This window comes from Aeromonas aquatica (assembly GCF_000764655.1).
Taxonomy (GTDB): Bacteria; Pseudomonadota; Gammaproteobacteria; order Enterobacterales; family Aeromonadaceae; genus Aeromonas; species Aeromonas aquatica.
Map to the genome: position 1 here is coordinate 107351 of NZ_JRGL01000092.1, position 16489 is coordinate 123839.

Consider the following 16489-nt stretch of genomic DNA (forward strand, 5'->3'; position numbering starts at 1 on the left):
TTCGATACCCTGCCGCAGGTGCCGGCCTCCTGAGGCGGGCAACTGACGGGCCTGTGCCAATGGAGCCAGGGATTGTCGCACCCCGCGTCGGGCATGGCCCGCTCGGGCGCCAATTGGCGTATCATTTCCCGTTTGACATCGTTCATAGGCTGCCGGCGGCCATCTGTGCCCTGATGGGAGATATTGCTGATCTGGCCGCGGCGTTACCCTTGGTAGTCGTCCAGCGGTGCACCGCTCAGGGTCGCCTTGGGCACGACGTTGACACTCTCGTGCAGCTCGCTGTAGACGAGCACGGCACTACCTTGTAGTAATTGTTGTCTGACCTCATCAACCTTGTCGGCCAGGCTGACATCTTGTTCACCGTATTCGGTGCCTTCTTGCAAGACAAAATGCTCGAGCAGGTTGTTGAGGGTATCTGGATCCAGCTCTTGCCAGGGGATAATCATGGTTTCATCTTCAGTGACGCGCGTGTGGATATTGTCTGCGTCTCACCCGCAATCGCAAGGGATTTGTGTGGCCAAAAGCGGGAGTGTCTATGCTATCTGCTGAGCAGCGCCGCCTCTCCAGTCATCTCGATCAGCACCTGAACGAGGCCCGCTGGCGCGCCCTGAAAGCCGGGCTGCGCTGGTACTGGGTCATCAATCTGATCGCCATCCTGTTTTTGCTGACCCGTTTCTACATTTTTCGGGATGCTCACCTGTTGCTCGTCAACGTTCTTCCCTGGTCCTATGAGTGGCAGCTCATCACCATGGCTTGCGTATGTCTGCTGCTACCAATGGGGTGGCTATGGCTATCCCGACAACCTCATGCCGTCTGGCAACCCTCTCTGTGGGTCTGCGGCCTGTGCTGGGGTATGGCTTGGGCGTCGGTGGGGTATACCATCTCGATCGTCGACTTGAAGGGGGGCTTCAACCTTATTTTCAACATGGTCAGCCTGCTGCTGCTGACTGGTCTCATCGCCTCTTATTGCGATGTGCGGCTGTTCTACACGCTGGCGGCGGCCCCCTTGTCTTTTCTGTTGGCGCGAGCCTCATGGAGCCCCGAACAGTTCGTCATGCTCAACTTTATTGTGGTCGGGGTGCTGCTGATCGTGCTGGAGACCGGGCGACGCATGCTCAACAACTGGTTCGAACTGGCGGTGTCGCGTGAGCACGAGAATCTGGTGCTGGCGCGTAAGCTGGATGCCATGGCCAGTCGGGATCCCCTGACCGGGCTCGCCAACCGTCGTCACTTCGATCAGATCTGCAAGAGCGCCATCGCACAAGGTACTACCCTGGAGACGCCGCTCACTGTGATCCTGCTCGATGTGGATTTCTTCAAGCGTTACAACGATCACTACGGTCATCAGGCCGGGGATGAGTGTCTGATCCTGGTGGCCGAGTGTCTGGAAGAGAGCGCGCGCGAGTCCGGCGATCTGGTGGCCCGTTACGGTGGAGAGGAGTTCGTGGTGTTGCTGCAAGACACGGATCTGGCGGGGGGCGAGCGGGTCGCCGAACGCATCCGCCATACCCTGGCGGCTCGCGCCCTGCCCCACAAGGGTTCAGAGGTGGCGCCTCATCTCACCCTGAGCCAGGGCATAGCCCAATGGCGTCAGGGAGAGAGCCTGGTCATGCTGCTCGAACGGGTGGATGGCGCCCTCTATCAAGCCAAGGGAGAGGGGCGCAACTGCTACCGGCTCGCAGCCTGAGTCTGTTCCCGCAGCCACAGGCTGATCCGCTCCTCCAGCCAGAAGCGGGGGCGCCAGGGAGTGCCGTGCAGGAAGCCCACGTGGCCGCCCCGTCGGCTCAGCTCGTAGCGTACCAGGGGGGAGAGTTGTTCCGGTGTCGGGATCACCGCCCGGGTCATGAAGGGATCGTCGGCCGCGTGGATCACCAGGGTCGGGATGGGGATCCGGGCCAAGAGATCGAGGCCGGAGCAGGTCCGGTAGTAGTGATCGGCACTGTCGAACCCGTGCAGCGGCGCCGTGACCTGTTCGTCAAAGTCGCGCAGGGTGGCGATACGGTCGACCTGCTCCGGTTGCCAGCGGGCCCGGGCGGCGTCCTGATGACGGATCTTGCTCTGTAAATTGCTGCGCATGGTGCGCAGCAGATAGCGCTGATAGACCCGCGAAAACCCCTGATTGACCCGATCGGCGCAACTGGCCAGTTGCAGCGGTGCCGAGATCACCACGGCGGCCTTCAATTCAGCAGGGCAGCCGCGCGCCAGCAGATTCACCAGCATATTGCCCCCCAGCGAATAGCCGATAGCCACCATGGGCTTGCCGGGATAACGGCGGCCGAGCTCGGCGATCAGCGCCTGCGCATCCTCGATGGCACCGGAGTGGTAGGCCCGCAGCAGCCGGTTCGGCTCGCCACTGCAACCACGAAAATGCATCAGCACCGCCTCATCCCCCTGCCGCTGCAGGTGGGCAAACAGCCCCTTGGCATAGTGGGAGTGGATGCTCCCCTCCAGACCGTGGAATAGTACCAGCAGAGGCCGTTCGTCCTGGCGGATGGGACCGCTCCAGGCGAGATCGACGAAATCCCCGTCCGCGAGTTCAAACCGCTCCGAGGTGAAGCGGGCTGGCGTTCGGCGCAGCCACTTCGGCAAGATGGTTTGCAGGTGGGGATTGCGGGCCCACCAGGGGGCGTGGAAGTGGCTCTCTGTCAGCATGAAACGGCTCGAGGTAACGGGGCGGGTCAAGGGCGCGGCGAGCGAGGCTCGCCGCGTTCGTCAGGCGGGCAAGCGGTCGTGGTGTTCGGCCCCGCGCAACATGGCCTGGATCAGTTCGTTGGCCTCGAACTTGGTCAACGCCTCGTGGGCGCCGACCTGATGGGCGCGCTCCACGCTGATCTCGCTGGAGAGGGAGGTGTGCAGGATGATGTAGGCCTCCGCCAGCTTGGGATCGCTCTGCACCTCGAAGGCCAGCTCGTAGCCGTCCAGTCCCGGCATCTCGATGTCGCTCACCAGGATGTCGATGGGGTTGCCCTGGCCGACCTTGCTCTGCATCAGGCTGAGGGCATCGCGTCCGTTGGTGCACACCTCGTAGGGAATGTTGATGTAATCGAGGGCCGCCATCAGCTGGCGGCGGGCGACCGAGGAGTCGTCCACCAGCAGGATCCGCATCGGCTTGAGCCGTTCACGCTGCACGTCGGTCAGCACCGGATAGAGGTGGCTGGGATCGTCCGGATAGACCCGGGACAGGATCAGCTCCACATCCAGCAGCTGGATCAGCTGCTCACCGACCTTGGTCACCCCGGTCACGAACACGTTTTGGCCGAGGGAGGGCGGGGGCGGCTCTATGTCACGCCAGTTGCACTCGGTGATCTTGTCGATGCCACGCACCAGGAAGCCCACCAGGGTGCGGCGGCAGTCGGTGATGATGATGAAGCACTGCGCCATCTCCTCCCGGGTGATGCGCCTGTACCCCACCGCCATGGCCATGTCGATCACCGGGATGGTGGTGCCCCGCATGTTGGCGGCACCGAGCACGGTCGGGTGCGAATGGGGCAGGGCGGTGAGCTGGGTGTAGGGGACTATCTCCTTCACCTTGAGAGTACCGATGGCGAAGGATTGCCTGGCGGAGAGGTGAAACAGCAACATGCCCTGGGATTGGTTGGCCTTGCTCGTCATGGCGGATGTCCTGTTGATCTAAACGGTGGCGGTCGATTCGGTGTTCAGCATAGAAGATGATGATAGCGATGATCCGTCAGTTGTTAACGACCGGGGGCCGCAAAACTGGATCCCTTTCACCATTATTTCTTTCCTCATCAGGCTCAGGCCGAGGGGGACTGCAGCAGGGAGTCGAGGGTCAGGCCATGCCAGTGCAGGCAAGACTCGGCCAGTGCGGCCTCATCCCTGAACCCGAGTTTTGCCACCACCTGGGCCGGCTTGCTGCCACTTCTGAGCAGGCGCACCGCCTGCAGCAGTTGCCACTGGGCGCCGAGGGCCACGTGATCCAGTCCGGCGGTCATGAGGGATTGCCCAGCGGCGAGGTCGCCCGCCTGCAGCGCACGCCAGGCGCTTTGTAATCCCTGATCTCCCTGTGAGCGGAGGGTGCAGCCGAGCAACTCGTCCTGGATCACCCGCAGGCGGTGGCCATAGGCTCCTTGCCAGTCGTGTTCCCGGTCCCAGCTGGCGAGGCTATCCAGCAAAGCATCCAGCAGCGGGGTGGGTTGCAACCAGCCGGCCTGGGCGGGTTGATCGACGCGCACCGAGCAGACCAGCCGATCGGTGTGGCTGCCAGCCAGGGGGGTGAAGGCGGCGAGGGCATCGGCGCAGAGCCAGAAGTGGCTGCCCGCCGTCAGCAACAGCTCATGAGCGCCGAGTCTTAGCAGCGCCGCTCCCTGGGTGACGCGCAGCAGTTGCCCCATGGGGACACGCTTGCGGGCACCGACCTGCAGATGAGGAGTGGAAAAATGCTGATATTCGATGGCGTGATGCATGGTGAAACCCTGATATGATGCTGCCTGGAGGTAACAAAAATGGAAACCAGACGTAAAAAACGCTTCATTGCCGGTGCGGTTTGTCCGGCGTGCGGCAAGATGGACACCATGATGCTGTATATGGAGCATGGAGTCGAGAAGGTGACCTGTGTCGACTGCGGGGATACCCAGGTGCAGACCCAGGCCGAGGTGGACAAGGCGACCCGCGAGGCCGAACAGGTAATCGGGGTATTCAGGCCCGAATAGGGGTCAACCTCATAGGTCCAAAAGAAAGCCAGCCTAGTGCCGGGTTGATGAGTTTTTCGGCATATCGGAGGGGGCCCTGCCATATGCTTGGCCACCTTTTTAAGGTATTCTGGGCCCGTTTTTTCTATCCGCAGGATCCCTGACATGAAAGTAGCTCCCCTGAGCGTGGTTACGCTGGAATACACGGTCACCGACGAACACGGTGAAGTCATCGACACCACTGTCGGTAAAGAGCCTCTGGTGTATCTGCACGGTACCCGTTATCTGGTCGCCGGCCTCGAAGCCGAGCTGGAAGGTCGCAGCGTGGGCGAGGCGTTTGACGTCACCCTGGCACCGACCCAGGCCTATGGCGAATACGACGAAAGCTTGGTGCAGGAAGTGCCTGGCGAGCTGTTCGATGGCATGGAAGTGTCTGAAGGCGATACTTTCGTTGCCGAGACCGACGATGGCCACCGTCCGGTGACCGTGGTTGAAGTGTCCGAAGAGTTCATCAAGGTGGATGGCAACCATCCGCTGGCCGGTGTGACCCTGGGCTTCAAGGTCGAGATCAAGGACGTTCGCGCCGCGACCGCCGAAGAGCTGGCCCATGGCCACGTTCACGGTGCCGGTGGTTGCGGTCACGATCATGGCCACGATCATGATCACGACCACGGCCATGAGCACGGCGGTTGCTGCGGTGGTGGCGGTCACGCTCACGACCACGGCCATGACCACGGTGATGACCAGGGCCACGGCGGTTGCTGCGGTGGCGGCGGTTGCGGTGGCAAGGGTCACCAGCACTGAGTTCAGCCTCTGGCTTGATAAAAAAACCCGCGTCTATCGCGGGTTTTTTTATGGTTTTGCGTGAGCGCGCTCAGTAGTGCGGTGGCGGCGTCTCTTCGGCCATGCTGGCGATTTGACTCGGTTGCACGCTCTGCAGCTTGTCGACCAACAGCTGGATCTGATGCTTGAGCCGGTCGAGTTCACGGCCCTGGGTGGTCACCTCCTCGTTGAGTTGCTCCACCGTGTATTCGGCATAGGCGAGACGGCTTTCCAGGGTCTCGAGACGATCGTTAACTTGCTGACTCATGGGCCTTTTGGTCCTTTACTTGATAGTCCAGATTTCGGCCAGGCCACTGGAACTGGCGCTGACGAGGTGGTTATTGTCGCGCAAAGCCACGCCATAGACCACAGCGCTCGGCGGTTTCACTTCGGGATGGGGCGAGACACGCCAGCGCTGCAGCAGGCTGCCGTCGCTCACCCGCCACAGGGAGAGCTGGCGGGAGGAGGCGCCGGTGATGAGCCAGCGGTCGTCATTGGCGAAACGGGCGCTGGTATGAACCTCGAAGCGATGATCGAGCCGCAGCCGGCTTAGCTCCTTGCCGGTTTTCAAGTCCCAGATGCTGGCCTGACGGCTGTCGGCGGTGAAGGCTAAGCGCCCCGCCGAGTCCAGCCTCGCCATCACCACCCGGCCGCCATGATTGAAGCGCCATATCACCTGGCCGCTGCGGGTATCCCACAAATAGGCGCTGTAGTCGTTGCCCCCGGTGAGGGCGTAACGACCATTGGCACTGAGATCCACCGTATTGACCTGTTCGGTATGACCGAGAAACTGCAGCCGGCGGCCGCTTCGGGTATCCACCAGCTCCGCCTTGCCATCGGCGCGGCCGATCAGCACCTGGCGACCATCGGCAGACAATGCGGCGTCCCTCAGGCTGGATTCAGGAAGCGAGTAGTAGCCTTGGGACTGGCCATCTTGCAGGCGCCAGATGGCGAAGGCGTGCTGGGTGGCCGTGATGGCGTGGCTGTCGTCTGGCGAGAAACGGGTGAGGGTCACGAAGTCGTTGTCGTCATCGGACTGACGCCAGCGCCAGCGTTCCTTGCCCTGTGCCAGCTCCCACACCACCGTGCCCTGGCTCAGGCTGGAGACGATGGCTTGCTTGCCGTCGAGGCTCAGATCCGCACTCAGCAAGCCTTGTTTGGCGAGGGGGATCTGCTGGCCGGGAAGTGAGCTCTGTTTGCAGCCCATCAGCGTCAGGCAAATAGCGATGAGATAAATGGCACTTTTGATCATTTTTCCTGTCTCATGCTTTCGTTACCTGCGATCACGGCGTTAGTATAAGGCGCTTATCACGATAAACCTCTCATTTCACGAAGGAACCGAGAGCGGTATTTAGAGTTTTGGAGAAACGGATGAACAATTTTCTGAAGGTGTCCCTGCTGGCTGCGGCCGTTGCCGTTGGTCTGACTGGTTGCCAAAAAGATGAAAAACCTGCTGCCAATACCGCAGAGGTGAAGGCAGAAGCCAGCAAGCCGGCAGAGGCCCCCAAGGCTGAAGCCAAGAGCTTTGAAGAGCAGTCTGGCTACGCGATCGGCCTCTCCATGGGTCGTTATATCGCCAACACCCTGGAACGTCAGCAGGAGTTGGGTATCAAGCTGGATAACACCGTCATCCTCAAAGGGGTGACCGACGGTCTGGGCAAAGAAGCCAGCATGACCGACGAAGAGATCCAGAAGGTTCTGCAGCAGTACGACGCCAAGATCAACGAGTTGACCAAGGCCAAGGCTGACAAAGATGCCGTGGATAGCCTGAAGAAGGGCGAAGAGTTCCTGGCCGCCAACGCCAAGAAAGAGGGCGTGAAGAGCACCGAGTCCGGCCTGCAATATCAGGTCGAGAAGCTGGGTGAGGGCGCCAAGCCCAAGGCCACCGACATCGTCAAGGTTCACTACACCGGTACCCTGATCGATGGCACCAAGTTTGACAGCTCCGTCGATCGTGGCGAGCCAGCCACCTTCCCGCTCAACCAGGTGATCCCGGGTTGGACCGAAGGCGTGCAACTGATGCCGGTCGGCTCCAAGTTCAAGTTTGTCCTGCCGTCCAAGCTGGCCTACGGCGAGCACGGTGCAGGCTCCATCCCGGCGAACGCCGTGCTGGTCTTCGACGTCGAGCTGCTGGCCATCGAAAAGCCGGCTGCCGATGGCGACAACACCAAAAAATAAGCAGAATGCTGCACAAAAACGGCTCCTCAGGGAGCCGTTTTTACTTGGTTCGACCCGCCGTTGGCGGGAGAAGAAATAGGGTAGCCACATCTTGAGTGTGTGGCGGCTAGCCCCCAGAATAGACAACAAAATCAATCGCAAGGATGGATCCCGTGGCTGAAAGCAAACCTCGCGTCCTGTTGGTGGAAGACACCCGCAGTCTGGCGGTCGTCTATGAGCAGTACCTAGCCCAGGATGGCTATGAGGTGTTGCTGGCCGACTGTGGCCAGCAGGCGCTGGCGCAGCTGCTGACGAGCCCGCCACCGGTGGTGCTGCTGGATCTGGAGCTGCCCGACATGTCCGGCATGGACATACTGCAGCAGATCACCGAGCAACAACTGCCCTGCTCCGTGGTGGTGATCACCGCCCACGGCTCGGTGGACGTGGCGGTGGAGGCGATGCGCCACGGCGCCTTCGACTTCCTGACCAAGCCGTTCGACGGCAAGCGGCTGTGCGCCACCGCGCGCAATGCCCTGACCCACCAACAACTGAGCTCGCTGGTGGCCCAGTATCGGGAGAACTTCGAGCGCAGCTCCTTCGCCGGCTTCATCGGTGCCTCCATGCCGATGCAGGCGGTGTACCGCATCATAGAGAGCGCGGCGCCGAGCAAGGCGACCGTGTTCATCACCGGCGAGAGCGGCACCGGCAAGGAGGTGTGTGCCGAGGCCATCCATCAATGCAGTCCGCGCCGGGAGCAACCCTTCATCGCGCTCAATTGTGCCGCCATTCCCCACGACCTGATGGAGAGCGAGATCTTCGGCCACGTGAAGGGGTCGTTTACCGGTGCCCAGGGGGATCGCAAGGGGGCGGCCAGCCTGGCGGACGGCGGCACCCTGTTCCTCGACGAGATCTGCGAGATGGACCTGGATCTGCAGAGCAAGCTGCTGCGCTTCATCCAGACCGGCACCCTGCAGCGGGTCGGCAGCGGCAAGCTGGAGACGGTGGACGTGCGCTTCGTCTGCGCCACCAACCGGGATCCCCTGGTGGAGGTGAAGGCAGGGCGCTTTCGGGAGGATCTCTACTACCGCCTGCATGTGATCCCGCTCGGCCTGCCGCCCCTGCGCGAGCGCGGCGAAGACATACTGCTGCTGGCGCGGGATCTTCTGCTGCGCTATGCGAAAGAAGAGAACAAGCGTTTCAGGGATTTCGATGCCGAGACGGCGCGGGTACTGCTCGATTACCCCTGGCCCGGCAACGTGCGCGAGCTGCAGAACGTGGTGCGCAATATCGTCGTGCTCAACGACAGGGAGCTGGTGAGCCCGGACATTCTGCCGCCGCCCCTCAATGGCGCCCGCGCCGGCGCCGTGCCGGCGTCTGGGTTGGACGACGTGGATGCTGTGAGCCCCCCAGCGCGGCCCAGCGCCCCGATCCGCCCGCTCTGGCTGGTGGAGAAGGAGACCATAGAGCAGGCCATCGCCAGCTGTGATGGCAACATCCCCAAGGCCGCGGCCCTGCTGGAGATCAGTCCCTCCACAATTTACCGCAAGAAGCAGGGCTGGGAAGACGCTAGCCAGCGCTGAGAGGGCTGAATATCAGCCCTCTTGTCCTCTAGCCATCTACCGCAAGCAGCAGGGCTTGGAAGAAACGAGCCAGCGCTGAAAGAGGGCTGAATATCAGCCCTCTCATCTCTCATCTTCATTACCACAGGGCTCTCTTGGCCTAATAGACCATGGCCAGGCTCATCAGCATCAGGCCTAGGGCGGCGAAGGCCCCTTCCTTGATGGCCAGACGGGGCACCAGGGCCTTGGGCAGCGCGGGGAACAGGCTCAAGGCAAAGCCAAGCCCGGGCATCAGCCAATGAAAGCCCGGACTGCGCTGGGTGGGATCGGCGGCGCCGTTGATGACGATAAGCAGGATAAACAGGGTGAAGGCGGGCAGGATGAACCAGCGGGCGCTGCCTGAGGCGACGGCCCGCAGCGGTGAGATGCGATAGAGCACCAGGGTCACGATGAACAGCACCAGGGGGGCCAACAGATAAAGCGGGGCCGGATTCATGACGGAAGTTCTCCAGATGATGGCAGGTTGAAGGAGGCCGAGCTCATCGACCTCCTGCGGGTGACGGCAGTCAGGGCCGTCGCCGTCTGAGCGTAGATCGACCGTGGCGGGTCTCCAGACGATGGGGGGCGAGTTTACTCAGCCCGGGTGAGGGATGACCAGCCTGGTTGCCCCGGCCTGTGAAGCCGATCCCAGGGCAAAGGTTTGCCCGAGCCGGGATCAGCGCAGCCAGAACCAGGCGCCGGCAAATGCCAGCCAGCTCAGCGCCAGCAGTATCCAGGGCAGTGGGTGCTGGCGGGAGATCTCGATCATCTCGACTTCGATCTCTTCCTCCTGTTCGCCTTGCGGAAGAGACTTGGCCTTGGCGTGCAGTTTCTTCTGGCGATTGGCCTCCCGTGCCCGCGCCTTCATCTGCTTCTTGTATTCATCTACGCCCTTCTGGATCCCTTGCGCGATCAGCTGGGTCTGCTCCTTGGTCTGGCCCGGTTTCTGGTTGGCGCGGGCGATCTTCATCGCCTCTTGCTGGGTCTCGGGGGAAATCTTGTCGTACTTTGCCATTCGAGGTGCTCCTTGGCGTCGGTTGGCGGGAAGTATGCCATAACTGCTTCCCGCAGACTGCCATTTGGGCCGACGAAATAACCTGGTGTCGCACTGAAAAAGGGGCTGGATATCAGAACGCTAAATCAGGTTGCGTGGGTGATCACATTTAGCGGAATTTGTGAGTCGTCGATGAAAAATCGTCACATGTTGTTTGTTATATTACCGCCCGACCCGATGGCTTGGGTCGTCCAATAACAAAATAACAAGGTGATATGGAAATGAATTATAAATTTGTCAAAGGAAGTGTCGCACTGGCTGTACTCGCCGCGCTGAGTGGTTGTAATTCCTCCAAGAATGAAAGTGTCGCCCCCTGCAGCGAAAATGTCTGCAAACTCACCGTCCTGCACACCAACGATACCCATGGCCGTTTCTGGCACAACGACAAGGGTGAATATGGTATGGCGGCCCAAAAGACCCTGGTCGAGCGGCTGCGTGCCGAGGCCAAGGCGGCCGGCAGCGAGGTGCTGGTGCTCTCCGGTGGTGACGTGAACACCGGGGTACCCGAGTCGGATCTGCAGGATGCGGAGCCGGACTTCATGGCCATGAACAGCATTCGTTACGATGCCATGGCCGTGGGCAACCACGAATTTGACAACCCTTTGACTATCCTGGAAAAACAGCGTGAGTGGGCCAAATTCCCCATGATCTCTGCCAACATCTACGACAAGGCCAGCGGCAAGCGCTACTTCGACCCCTACAAGGTGTTCAAGCTGGAGAACGGCCTCAAGGTTGCCGTGCTGGGCCTGACCACCGAAGACACCGCCCAGCTGGTGGATCCCAACAACGTCCAGACCCTGGAGTTCCGCGATCCGACCACGGAGGCCGCCAAGCTTGGCAAGCAGATCCGCAGCGATAAAGAAGCGAATCTGGTCTTCGCCATCACCCACATGGGCCACTACGAGAATGGTCAGCACGGCAGCAATGCCCCTGGTGACGTCGAGATGGCGCGCGCGCTGCCGGCCGGCACCCTGGACGCCATCATAGGTGGTCACTCCCAGAACCCGGTCTGCATGGAGCCGGGTACCCCGGACAAATACGCCAACTTCCAGCCGGGGGACGACTGCCAGCCGGATCAGCAGAACGGCACCTGGATCATGCAGGCCCACGAGTGGGGCAAGTATGTGGGCCGTGCCCAGTTTGACTACCAGAATGGCAAACTGACCCTCACCCGCTACGACCTGATCCCGGTCAACCTGAAAGACAGCAAGGGTGCCTTCATTCAAGAAGAGATCACCAAGGATCCTGAGCTGTACAACACGTTGCTCGGCTATCAGGAGAAAGGGCAGCAGGAACTCGGCGTGGTGATCGGCTCCACCGACGGCAAGCTGGAAGGGGACAGGGCCGTGGTGCGCAGCCAGCAGACCAACCTGGGCCGCCTCATCACCACCGCCACGGCGCAGAAGCTGAACACCGACTTTGCCATCGTCAACTCCGGTGGGGTGCGTGACTCCATCGTCGCCGGCGACATCAGCTACCGCAGCGTGCTGCTGGTACACCCCTTTGGCAACACGGTGAACAAGGCCGAGATGAAGGGCAGCGAGCTGGCGACCTACCTGGGCCAGGTAGCGACCAAGACCCGCACCACGGGTGGCTATGCCCAGTTTGGCGGCATCAGCATGGCGGTGGATTGCCAGGCCAAGAGCGTGACCATCAGCGATGTCGGTGGCAAGGCCTTCGATCCGGCGGCGACCTACAGCTTCGCCATCCCGAGCTTCAGCGCGTCTGGCGGTGACGGTTATCCGAAGATCAACACCATCAATGCCGGTCTGGTGGATGCCGCCGTATTGAAAGAGTTCATCGAGTTGAAGAAGACCATCCAGGTGGCCGATTATCAGCCCAATGGCGAAGTCAGTTATTTGAATTCCCCCTCGACTGCGGGTTGCCAATAATACCCAGGCATCCTCGGTCTAATTAAAAAAAGGCAGCCATGGGCTGCCTTTTTTATTCGCGCGTTATTCATGGCGGATCATTACATTGACGAGGTTGTTATTAATGACTGGCCATTGGGCGCGGTAACCTGAGCCAGGTGAAATGGCTCAGCGCCAGGGCGCAAATAAAAAGGCGACCCTGAGGTCGCCTTTTTGAGATTTACCGGATTGAGCCTATTACAGCTGCTCGATACCGGCGATGTGCCAGGGGGCATTGTCCTTGGCCAGGTTACGCTCGAGGTGCCATACCTCTTTGATGTCTTCCTCTACCTGCTCCTGACGGTCCATGTAGCGGCCGCTGAAGCGCACGCTGACCTGGGCCCAGTCGCTGCCGTAGTCGGCACGAACCAGCTGGGTGTCCACATACATCACTTCGGTATGCTGCTCGCCGGTCAGCTCGGCGCGGTCGGCCTTGAGCTGTTCGAACAGCTCCGGGCTCACGTATTCGCGAATCTTCTCCAGATCGTTCTTGTTCCAGGCTTCTTGCAGGGTGCGGTAGTGATCGCGGGCACCGGACAGGAAGCCATTCATGTCGAAGCCCGGGGGCAGGCGGAAGGGCACGTCACTGTCGGCAAAACCGGTGGCCTGGGGGGCGCTGTGGCTCTGCTCGAACTGCTGCGGGGCGGCCGATGGCGGCTGATAACCCGCATAGGCGGCCTGTGGCCGGGCCGTCGCCGCCTTGTTCTTGCGCAGGGTGCGGAACAGGAAGACGGCACCCAGGGCCAGCATGGCGATCAGCAGCATGTCCATGCCCTGCAGACCTTCGAAGGCGCCGCTACCCAGCAGGTAGGCGAACAGGCCGCCGGCCAGCAGGCCGCCGAGCAGGCCGCCCATCATGCCGCTCTTCTTGGGCGCCGCGGCCAGGGTCGGGTTCTTGCCGTTCACTGGTGCTGCGGCCGGAGCCGGTTGCGCCGGCGCCGTCTTGTAGCTCTTGCCAAAGGATTTGCCGCCACCAAATTTCTTGGCTTCGGCGATGGGTGCCCCGAGGCCAATGGCCAGGATCACGGCAAACAGGGTCAGCATCTTTTTCATTTTGACTCTTTTCACTCTCATGTGGATGGGGGCATGCTCTGCTTGTACGAGGCGCATGGCAGGCTGCCAGTCCCTTTTTGTGGTGCAGCTTGCGACTATGATTAACATGTTTGGCATGAATTATTCATGAACAGATTGTGCCCCATTCAGGGGCTTTTGCAGGAGAAGCGCTATGAAAAACAGACGACCGAGCCGGACGGTGCGCAGGCTGCGCAACAAGATGAGAAGCAAGGTGCAGGATCCGGTCCTGGTGTGGCCCTTCCTCGTGCTGTGAGGCTGCGCCATGGTCCCGAAGCACGATGAGCGCAGGCTGCGCCAGCAACCCCTGGGAGGAGGGTGAAGTGAATGGCGCGCATTAGCGCTCGCGGTGGCGGGGTTTCTTTTGTAAAATTCCCGTCCCCTTCCCGCTGCGGTTTTTATGTGTATGGCAGAGCAAGTGACGGCGAAAAAAGACGCCAAGACACAACAGCTGAAAGTTCCCCCCCACTCCTTTGAGGCCGAGCAGTCCGTACTGGGCGGCCTGATGCTGGATAACGAGGCCTGGGACAGGGTCGCCGAGCGGGTGATCGACAAGGATTTCTACAGCCGTCCCCACCGTCTCATCTTCCAGGCCATGACCCGTCTCTCCAACGCGGGTAACCCCATCGATCTCATCACATTGCAGGAGGAGCTGGAGCGCTCCGAGCAGTTGGAAGAGTCGGGAGGTTTTGCCTATCTGGTGGAGATCGCCAAGAACACCCCGAGCGCCGCCAACATCAACGCCTACGCCGAAATCGTGCGTGAGCGGGCCGTGGTACGGGAGATGATCTCGGTCGCCAACGAGATAGTCGAGGCGGGTTACGAGCCCCAGGGCCGTACCTCCGGCGATCTGCTGGACTTGGCCGAGAGCAAGGTGTTCCAGATTGCCGAGCAGCGCACCAGCGCCAACGAGGGCCCCCAGCCGCTCAAGCTCATCCTGGAGCAGACGGTCGACAAGATTGAAGAGCTGTTCAAGACCCCTCACAACGGGGTGACTGGCGTCTCCAGCGGTTACGGCGATCTCGACAAGATGACCGCCGGCCTGCAGCGCTCGGATCTCATCATAGTGGCGGCCCGTCCCTCCATGGGCAAGACGACGTTTGCCATGAACCTGTGCGAGCACGCGGCGCTCACCGCCGACAAACCGGTGCTGATCTTCTCCCTGGAGATGCCCTCCGAGCAGATCATCATGCGTATGCTCGCCTCTGTGGGGCGCATCGATCAGACCAAGGTGCGGACCGGCCAGCTCGACGACGAAGATTGGGCGCGCCTCTCCTCCACCATGGGGCTGCTGCTGGAGAAGGGCAAGATGTACATCGATGACGCCTCCGGCCTGACCCCGACCGACGTGCGTTCCCGTGCGCGGCGCATCGCCCGGGAGCACGGTGGCCTCTCCATGATCATGATCGACTACCTGCAGCTGATGCGGGTGCCGGCGCTGTCCGACAACCGGACCCTGGAAATCGGTGAAATCTCCCGCTCCCTCAAGGCGCTGGCGAAAGAGCTGCAATGCCCGGTGGTGGCGCTCTCCCAGCTGAACCGGAGCCTGGAGCAGCGCGCCGACAAGCGCCCGGTCAACTCGGATCTGCGGGAATCAGGCTCCATCGAGCAGGATGCGGATCTGATCATGTTTATCTACCGTGATGAGGTCTATCACGACGACAGTCCCGACAAGGGGATTGCCGAGATCATCATCGGCAAGCAGCGTAACGGCCCCATAGGCCGGGTGCGCCTCACCTTCCAGGGCCAGTTCTCCCGGTTCGACAACTATGCCGGTCCGGCGTTTGATGACGATTACTAAGTAAGGGCCGGTCTGCGCACTCATATCAGTGCGTAAGTCCCCCCTGATTCCAGACACAGTTTTCCCGGTTCGACAATTCTGCCGGTCCGGCCTTAGACGATGACTATCAAGGGATGACACCACTCGGTGCCTGGCGCGCGTGCGCCATCATGCCCTCGTAAGGGAAAACAGATGAAAGCGGCTATTGCCCAAATCGATACCTCGGCCCTGCGCCACAACCTCGCCGTGGTCAAGCGCCACGCCCCTTCCTGCAAGATCATCGCCGTGGTCAAGGCCAACGCCTATGGCCATGGTCTGCTGCCGGTGGCCCGCACCCTGGTGGATGCGGACGCCTATGCGGTGGCCCGCATCGAGGAGGCGCTGATGCTGCGCTCCTGCGCCGTGGTCAAACCCATAGTGCTGCTGGAGGGCTTCTTCTCGAGCGCGGATCTGCCGGTGCTGGCAGCCAACAACCTGCAGACGGCGGTGCACACCTGGGAGCAGCTCGAGGCCCTGGAGCAGGCCGAGCTGCCGGCCCCCGTGGTGGCCTGGCTCAAGCTCGACACCGGCATGCACCGGCTCGGGGTGCGGGCCGAGGAGATGCCCGCCTTTATCGAGCGGCTGGCCCGCTGCAAGAACGTGGTGCAGCCGTTCAACATCATGACCCACTTCAGCCGCTCCGATGAGCTCGAGCAGCCCACCACCCGTGAGCAGATCGATCTCTTCAGCCGCCTGACCGCGCCGCTCAAAGGCGAGCGCGCCATGGCGAACTCGGCGGGTATCCTGGCCTGGCCGGACTCCCACTGCGACTGGGTGCGCCCCGGCGTCATCCTGTACGGTGTGTCGCCTTTCCCTAACACGGTGGCGGCGGATTTTGACCTCAAGCCGGTGATGACCCTCAAGACCCAGCTCATCGCGGTGCGAGATCACAAGGCCGGCGAGCCGGTGGGCTATGGCGCCAACTGGGTGTCGACCCGGGATACCCGACTCGGCGTCATCGCCATCGGCTATGGCGACGGCTATCCCCGCATGGCACCCAACGGCACCTCTGTGCTGGTCAATGGCCGCATAGTGCCCCTGGTGGGCCGGGTCTCCATGGACATGACCACAGTGGACTTGGGCCCGGGTGCCACCGACAAGGCTGGCGACGAGGCCGTGCTCTGGGGCGAAGGTTTGCCAGTGGAGCGGGTCGCCGACGAGATTGGCACCATTCCTTATGAGCTGATCACCAAGCTGACGTCCAGAGTGTTTATGGAGTACGTCTAACCCTTTGACTTGGGATGGCGGCCGAGGAGATAGGCACAACTTCTCCCTACGAGTCGATCACCAAACTCACCTCTCGGGTCTTTATGGAGTATGTGTAGGCGAGTCCCCTCATCCCCGACCCTTCTCCCGCGAGGGGAGAAGGGGGAACAAGAAGGCCGCCCCGATAAGGGCGGCCTTCTTTT

General features: G+C 61.4%; 17 protein-coding genes. 8 read left to right on the forward strand and 9 right to left on the reverse strand.

Annotated features, from left to right (window positions below):
* Positions 1–203: 203 nt before the first annotated feature.
* Positions 204–446 (reverse strand): YheU family protein, encoded by a 243-nt coding sequence (locus LG30_RS0110325; RefSeq protein ID WP_033130611.1) that lies wholly within the window; start codon positions 444–446, stop codon positions 204–206.
* 89 nt (positions 447–535) lie between these two features.
* On the opposite strand from LG30_RS0110325, the gene LG30_RS0110330 reads away from it, so the two are divergent.
* On the forward strand, positions 536–1687 hold the full coding sequence (locus LG30_RS0110330; protein WP_033130612.1) for a GGDEF domain-containing protein: 1152 nt from the start codon (positions 536–538) through the stop codon (positions 1685–1687).
* Here the strand turns inward: LG30_RS0110330 and LG30_RS0110335 are convergent.
* The 3 genes from LG30_RS0110335 to LG30_RS0110345 all read right to left on the reverse strand — a co-directional run bounded on the left by LG30_RS0110335 (position 1669) and on the right by LG30_RS0110345 (position 4424).
* Entirely contained in the window at positions 1669–2652 is a 984-nt protein-coding gene (locus tag LG30_RS0110335; RefSeq protein ID WP_033130613.1) for a hydrolase, read from the reverse strand. The genes LG30_RS0110330 and LG30_RS0110335 overlap by 19 nt on opposite strands.
* A gap of 60 nt (positions 2653–2712) precedes the next feature.
* Positions 2713–3612 carry a chemotaxis protein CheV gene (locus tag LG30_RS0110340; RefSeq protein ID WP_033130614.1) on the reverse strand — a complete coding sequence of 300 codons (900 nt, stop codon included), beginning with the start codon at positions 3610–3612 and terminating at the stop codon, positions 2713–2715.
* 143 nt (positions 3613–3755) lie between these two features.
* The gene (locus LG30_RS0110345; protein ID WP_033130615.1) at positions 3756–4424 is read right to left on the reverse strand and encodes a hypothetical protein; all 669 of its coding nucleotides are present in this window, start codon (positions 4422–4424) and stop codon (positions 3756–3758) included.
* Between the two features lie 39 nt (positions 4425–4463).
* Here LG30_RS0110345 and LG30_RS0110350 point away from each other — a divergent pair, with 39 nt between their 5' ends.
* On the forward strand, positions 4464–4670 hold the full coding sequence (locus LG30_RS0110350) for a YheV family putative zinc ribbon protein (protein ID WP_033130616.1): 207 nt from the start codon (positions 4464–4466) through the stop codon (positions 4668–4670).
* 144 nt (positions 4671–4814) lie between these two features.
* Entirely contained in the window at positions 4815–5453 is a 639-nt protein-coding gene (locus tag LG30_RS0110355; RefSeq protein WP_033130617.1) for an FKBP-type peptidyl-prolyl cis-trans isomerase, read from the forward strand.
* Between the two features lie 70 nt (positions 5454–5523).
* On the opposite strand, the gene LG30_RS0110360 is transcribed toward LG30_RS0110355, so the two are convergent.
* Entirely contained in the window at positions 5524–5739 is a 216-nt protein-coding gene (locus tag LG30_RS0110360) for a SlyX family protein (protein ID WP_005330500.1), read from the reverse strand.
* Between the two features lie 15 nt (positions 5740–5754).
* Complete coding sequence (locus LG30_RS0110365; RefSeq protein ID WP_033130618.1) at positions 5755–6723, reverse strand: WD40 repeat domain-containing protein; 969 nt, start codon at positions 6721–6723, stop codon at positions 5755–5757.
* 119 nt (positions 6724–6842) lie between these two features.
* Between LG30_RS0110365 and fkpA the strand changes: the two genes are divergently transcribed.
* A complete protein-coding gene (fkpA, locus tag LG30_RS0110370) occupies positions 6843–7649 on the forward strand; it encodes an FKBP-type peptidyl-prolyl cis-trans isomerase (RefSeq protein WP_033130619.1) in 807 nt (268 codons plus the stop codon).
* A gap of 152 nt (positions 7650–7801) precedes the next feature.
* Complete coding sequence (locus LG30_RS0110375; RefSeq protein ID WP_033130620.1) at positions 7802–9208, forward strand: sigma-54-dependent transcriptional regulator; 1407 nt, start codon at positions 7802–7804, stop codon at positions 9206–9208.
* Between the two features lie 139 nt (positions 9209–9347).
* Here LG30_RS0110375 and LG30_RS0110380 read toward each other — a convergent pair whose 3' ends face one another.
* Complete coding sequence (locus LG30_RS0110380; protein ID WP_033130621.1) at positions 9348–9683, reverse strand: hypothetical protein; 336 nt, start codon at positions 9681–9683, stop codon at positions 9348–9350.
* A gap of 219 nt (positions 9684–9902) precedes the next feature.
* Positions 9903–10241 (reverse strand): DUF2956 domain-containing protein, encoded by a 339-nt coding sequence (locus LG30_RS0110385; RefSeq protein ID WP_033130622.1) that lies wholly within the window; start codon positions 10239–10241, stop codon positions 9903–9905.
* 260 nt (positions 10242–10501) lie between these two features.
* Between LG30_RS0110385 and ushA the strand changes: the two genes are divergently transcribed.
* Positions 10502–12172 carry a bifunctional UDP-sugar hydrolase/5'-nucleotidase UshA gene (gene ushA / locus LG30_RS0110390; protein WP_033130623.1) on the forward strand — a complete coding sequence of 557 codons (1671 nt, stop codon included), beginning with the start codon at positions 10502–10504 and terminating at the stop codon, positions 12170–12172.
* A 216-nt stretch (positions 12173–12388) separates the two neighbouring features.
* On the opposite strand, the gene LG30_RS0110395 is transcribed toward ushA, so the two are convergent.
* Positions 12389–13243: a Tim44 domain-containing protein gene (locus tag LG30_RS0110395; protein WP_033130624.1), complete on the reverse strand. Its 855-nt coding sequence runs from the start codon at positions 13241–13243 to the stop codon at positions 12389–12391.
* Between the two features lie 424 nt (positions 13244–13667).
* On the opposite strand from LG30_RS0110395, the gene dnaB reads away from it, so the two are divergent.
* Together dnaB and alr are read left to right on the forward strand one after the other, a co-directional pair.
* Positions 13668–15062 (forward strand): replicative DNA helicase, encoded by a 1395-nt coding sequence (dnaB, locus tag LG30_RS0110400; RefSeq protein WP_033130625.1) that lies wholly within the window; start codon positions 13668–13670, stop codon positions 15060–15062.
* Positions 15063–15233: 171 nt separating this feature from the next.
* Entirely contained in the window at positions 15234–16307 is a 1074-nt protein-coding gene (gene alr / locus LG30_RS0110405) for an alanine racemase (RefSeq protein ID WP_033130626.1), read from the forward strand.
* Positions 16308–16489 lie beyond the last annotated feature (182 nt).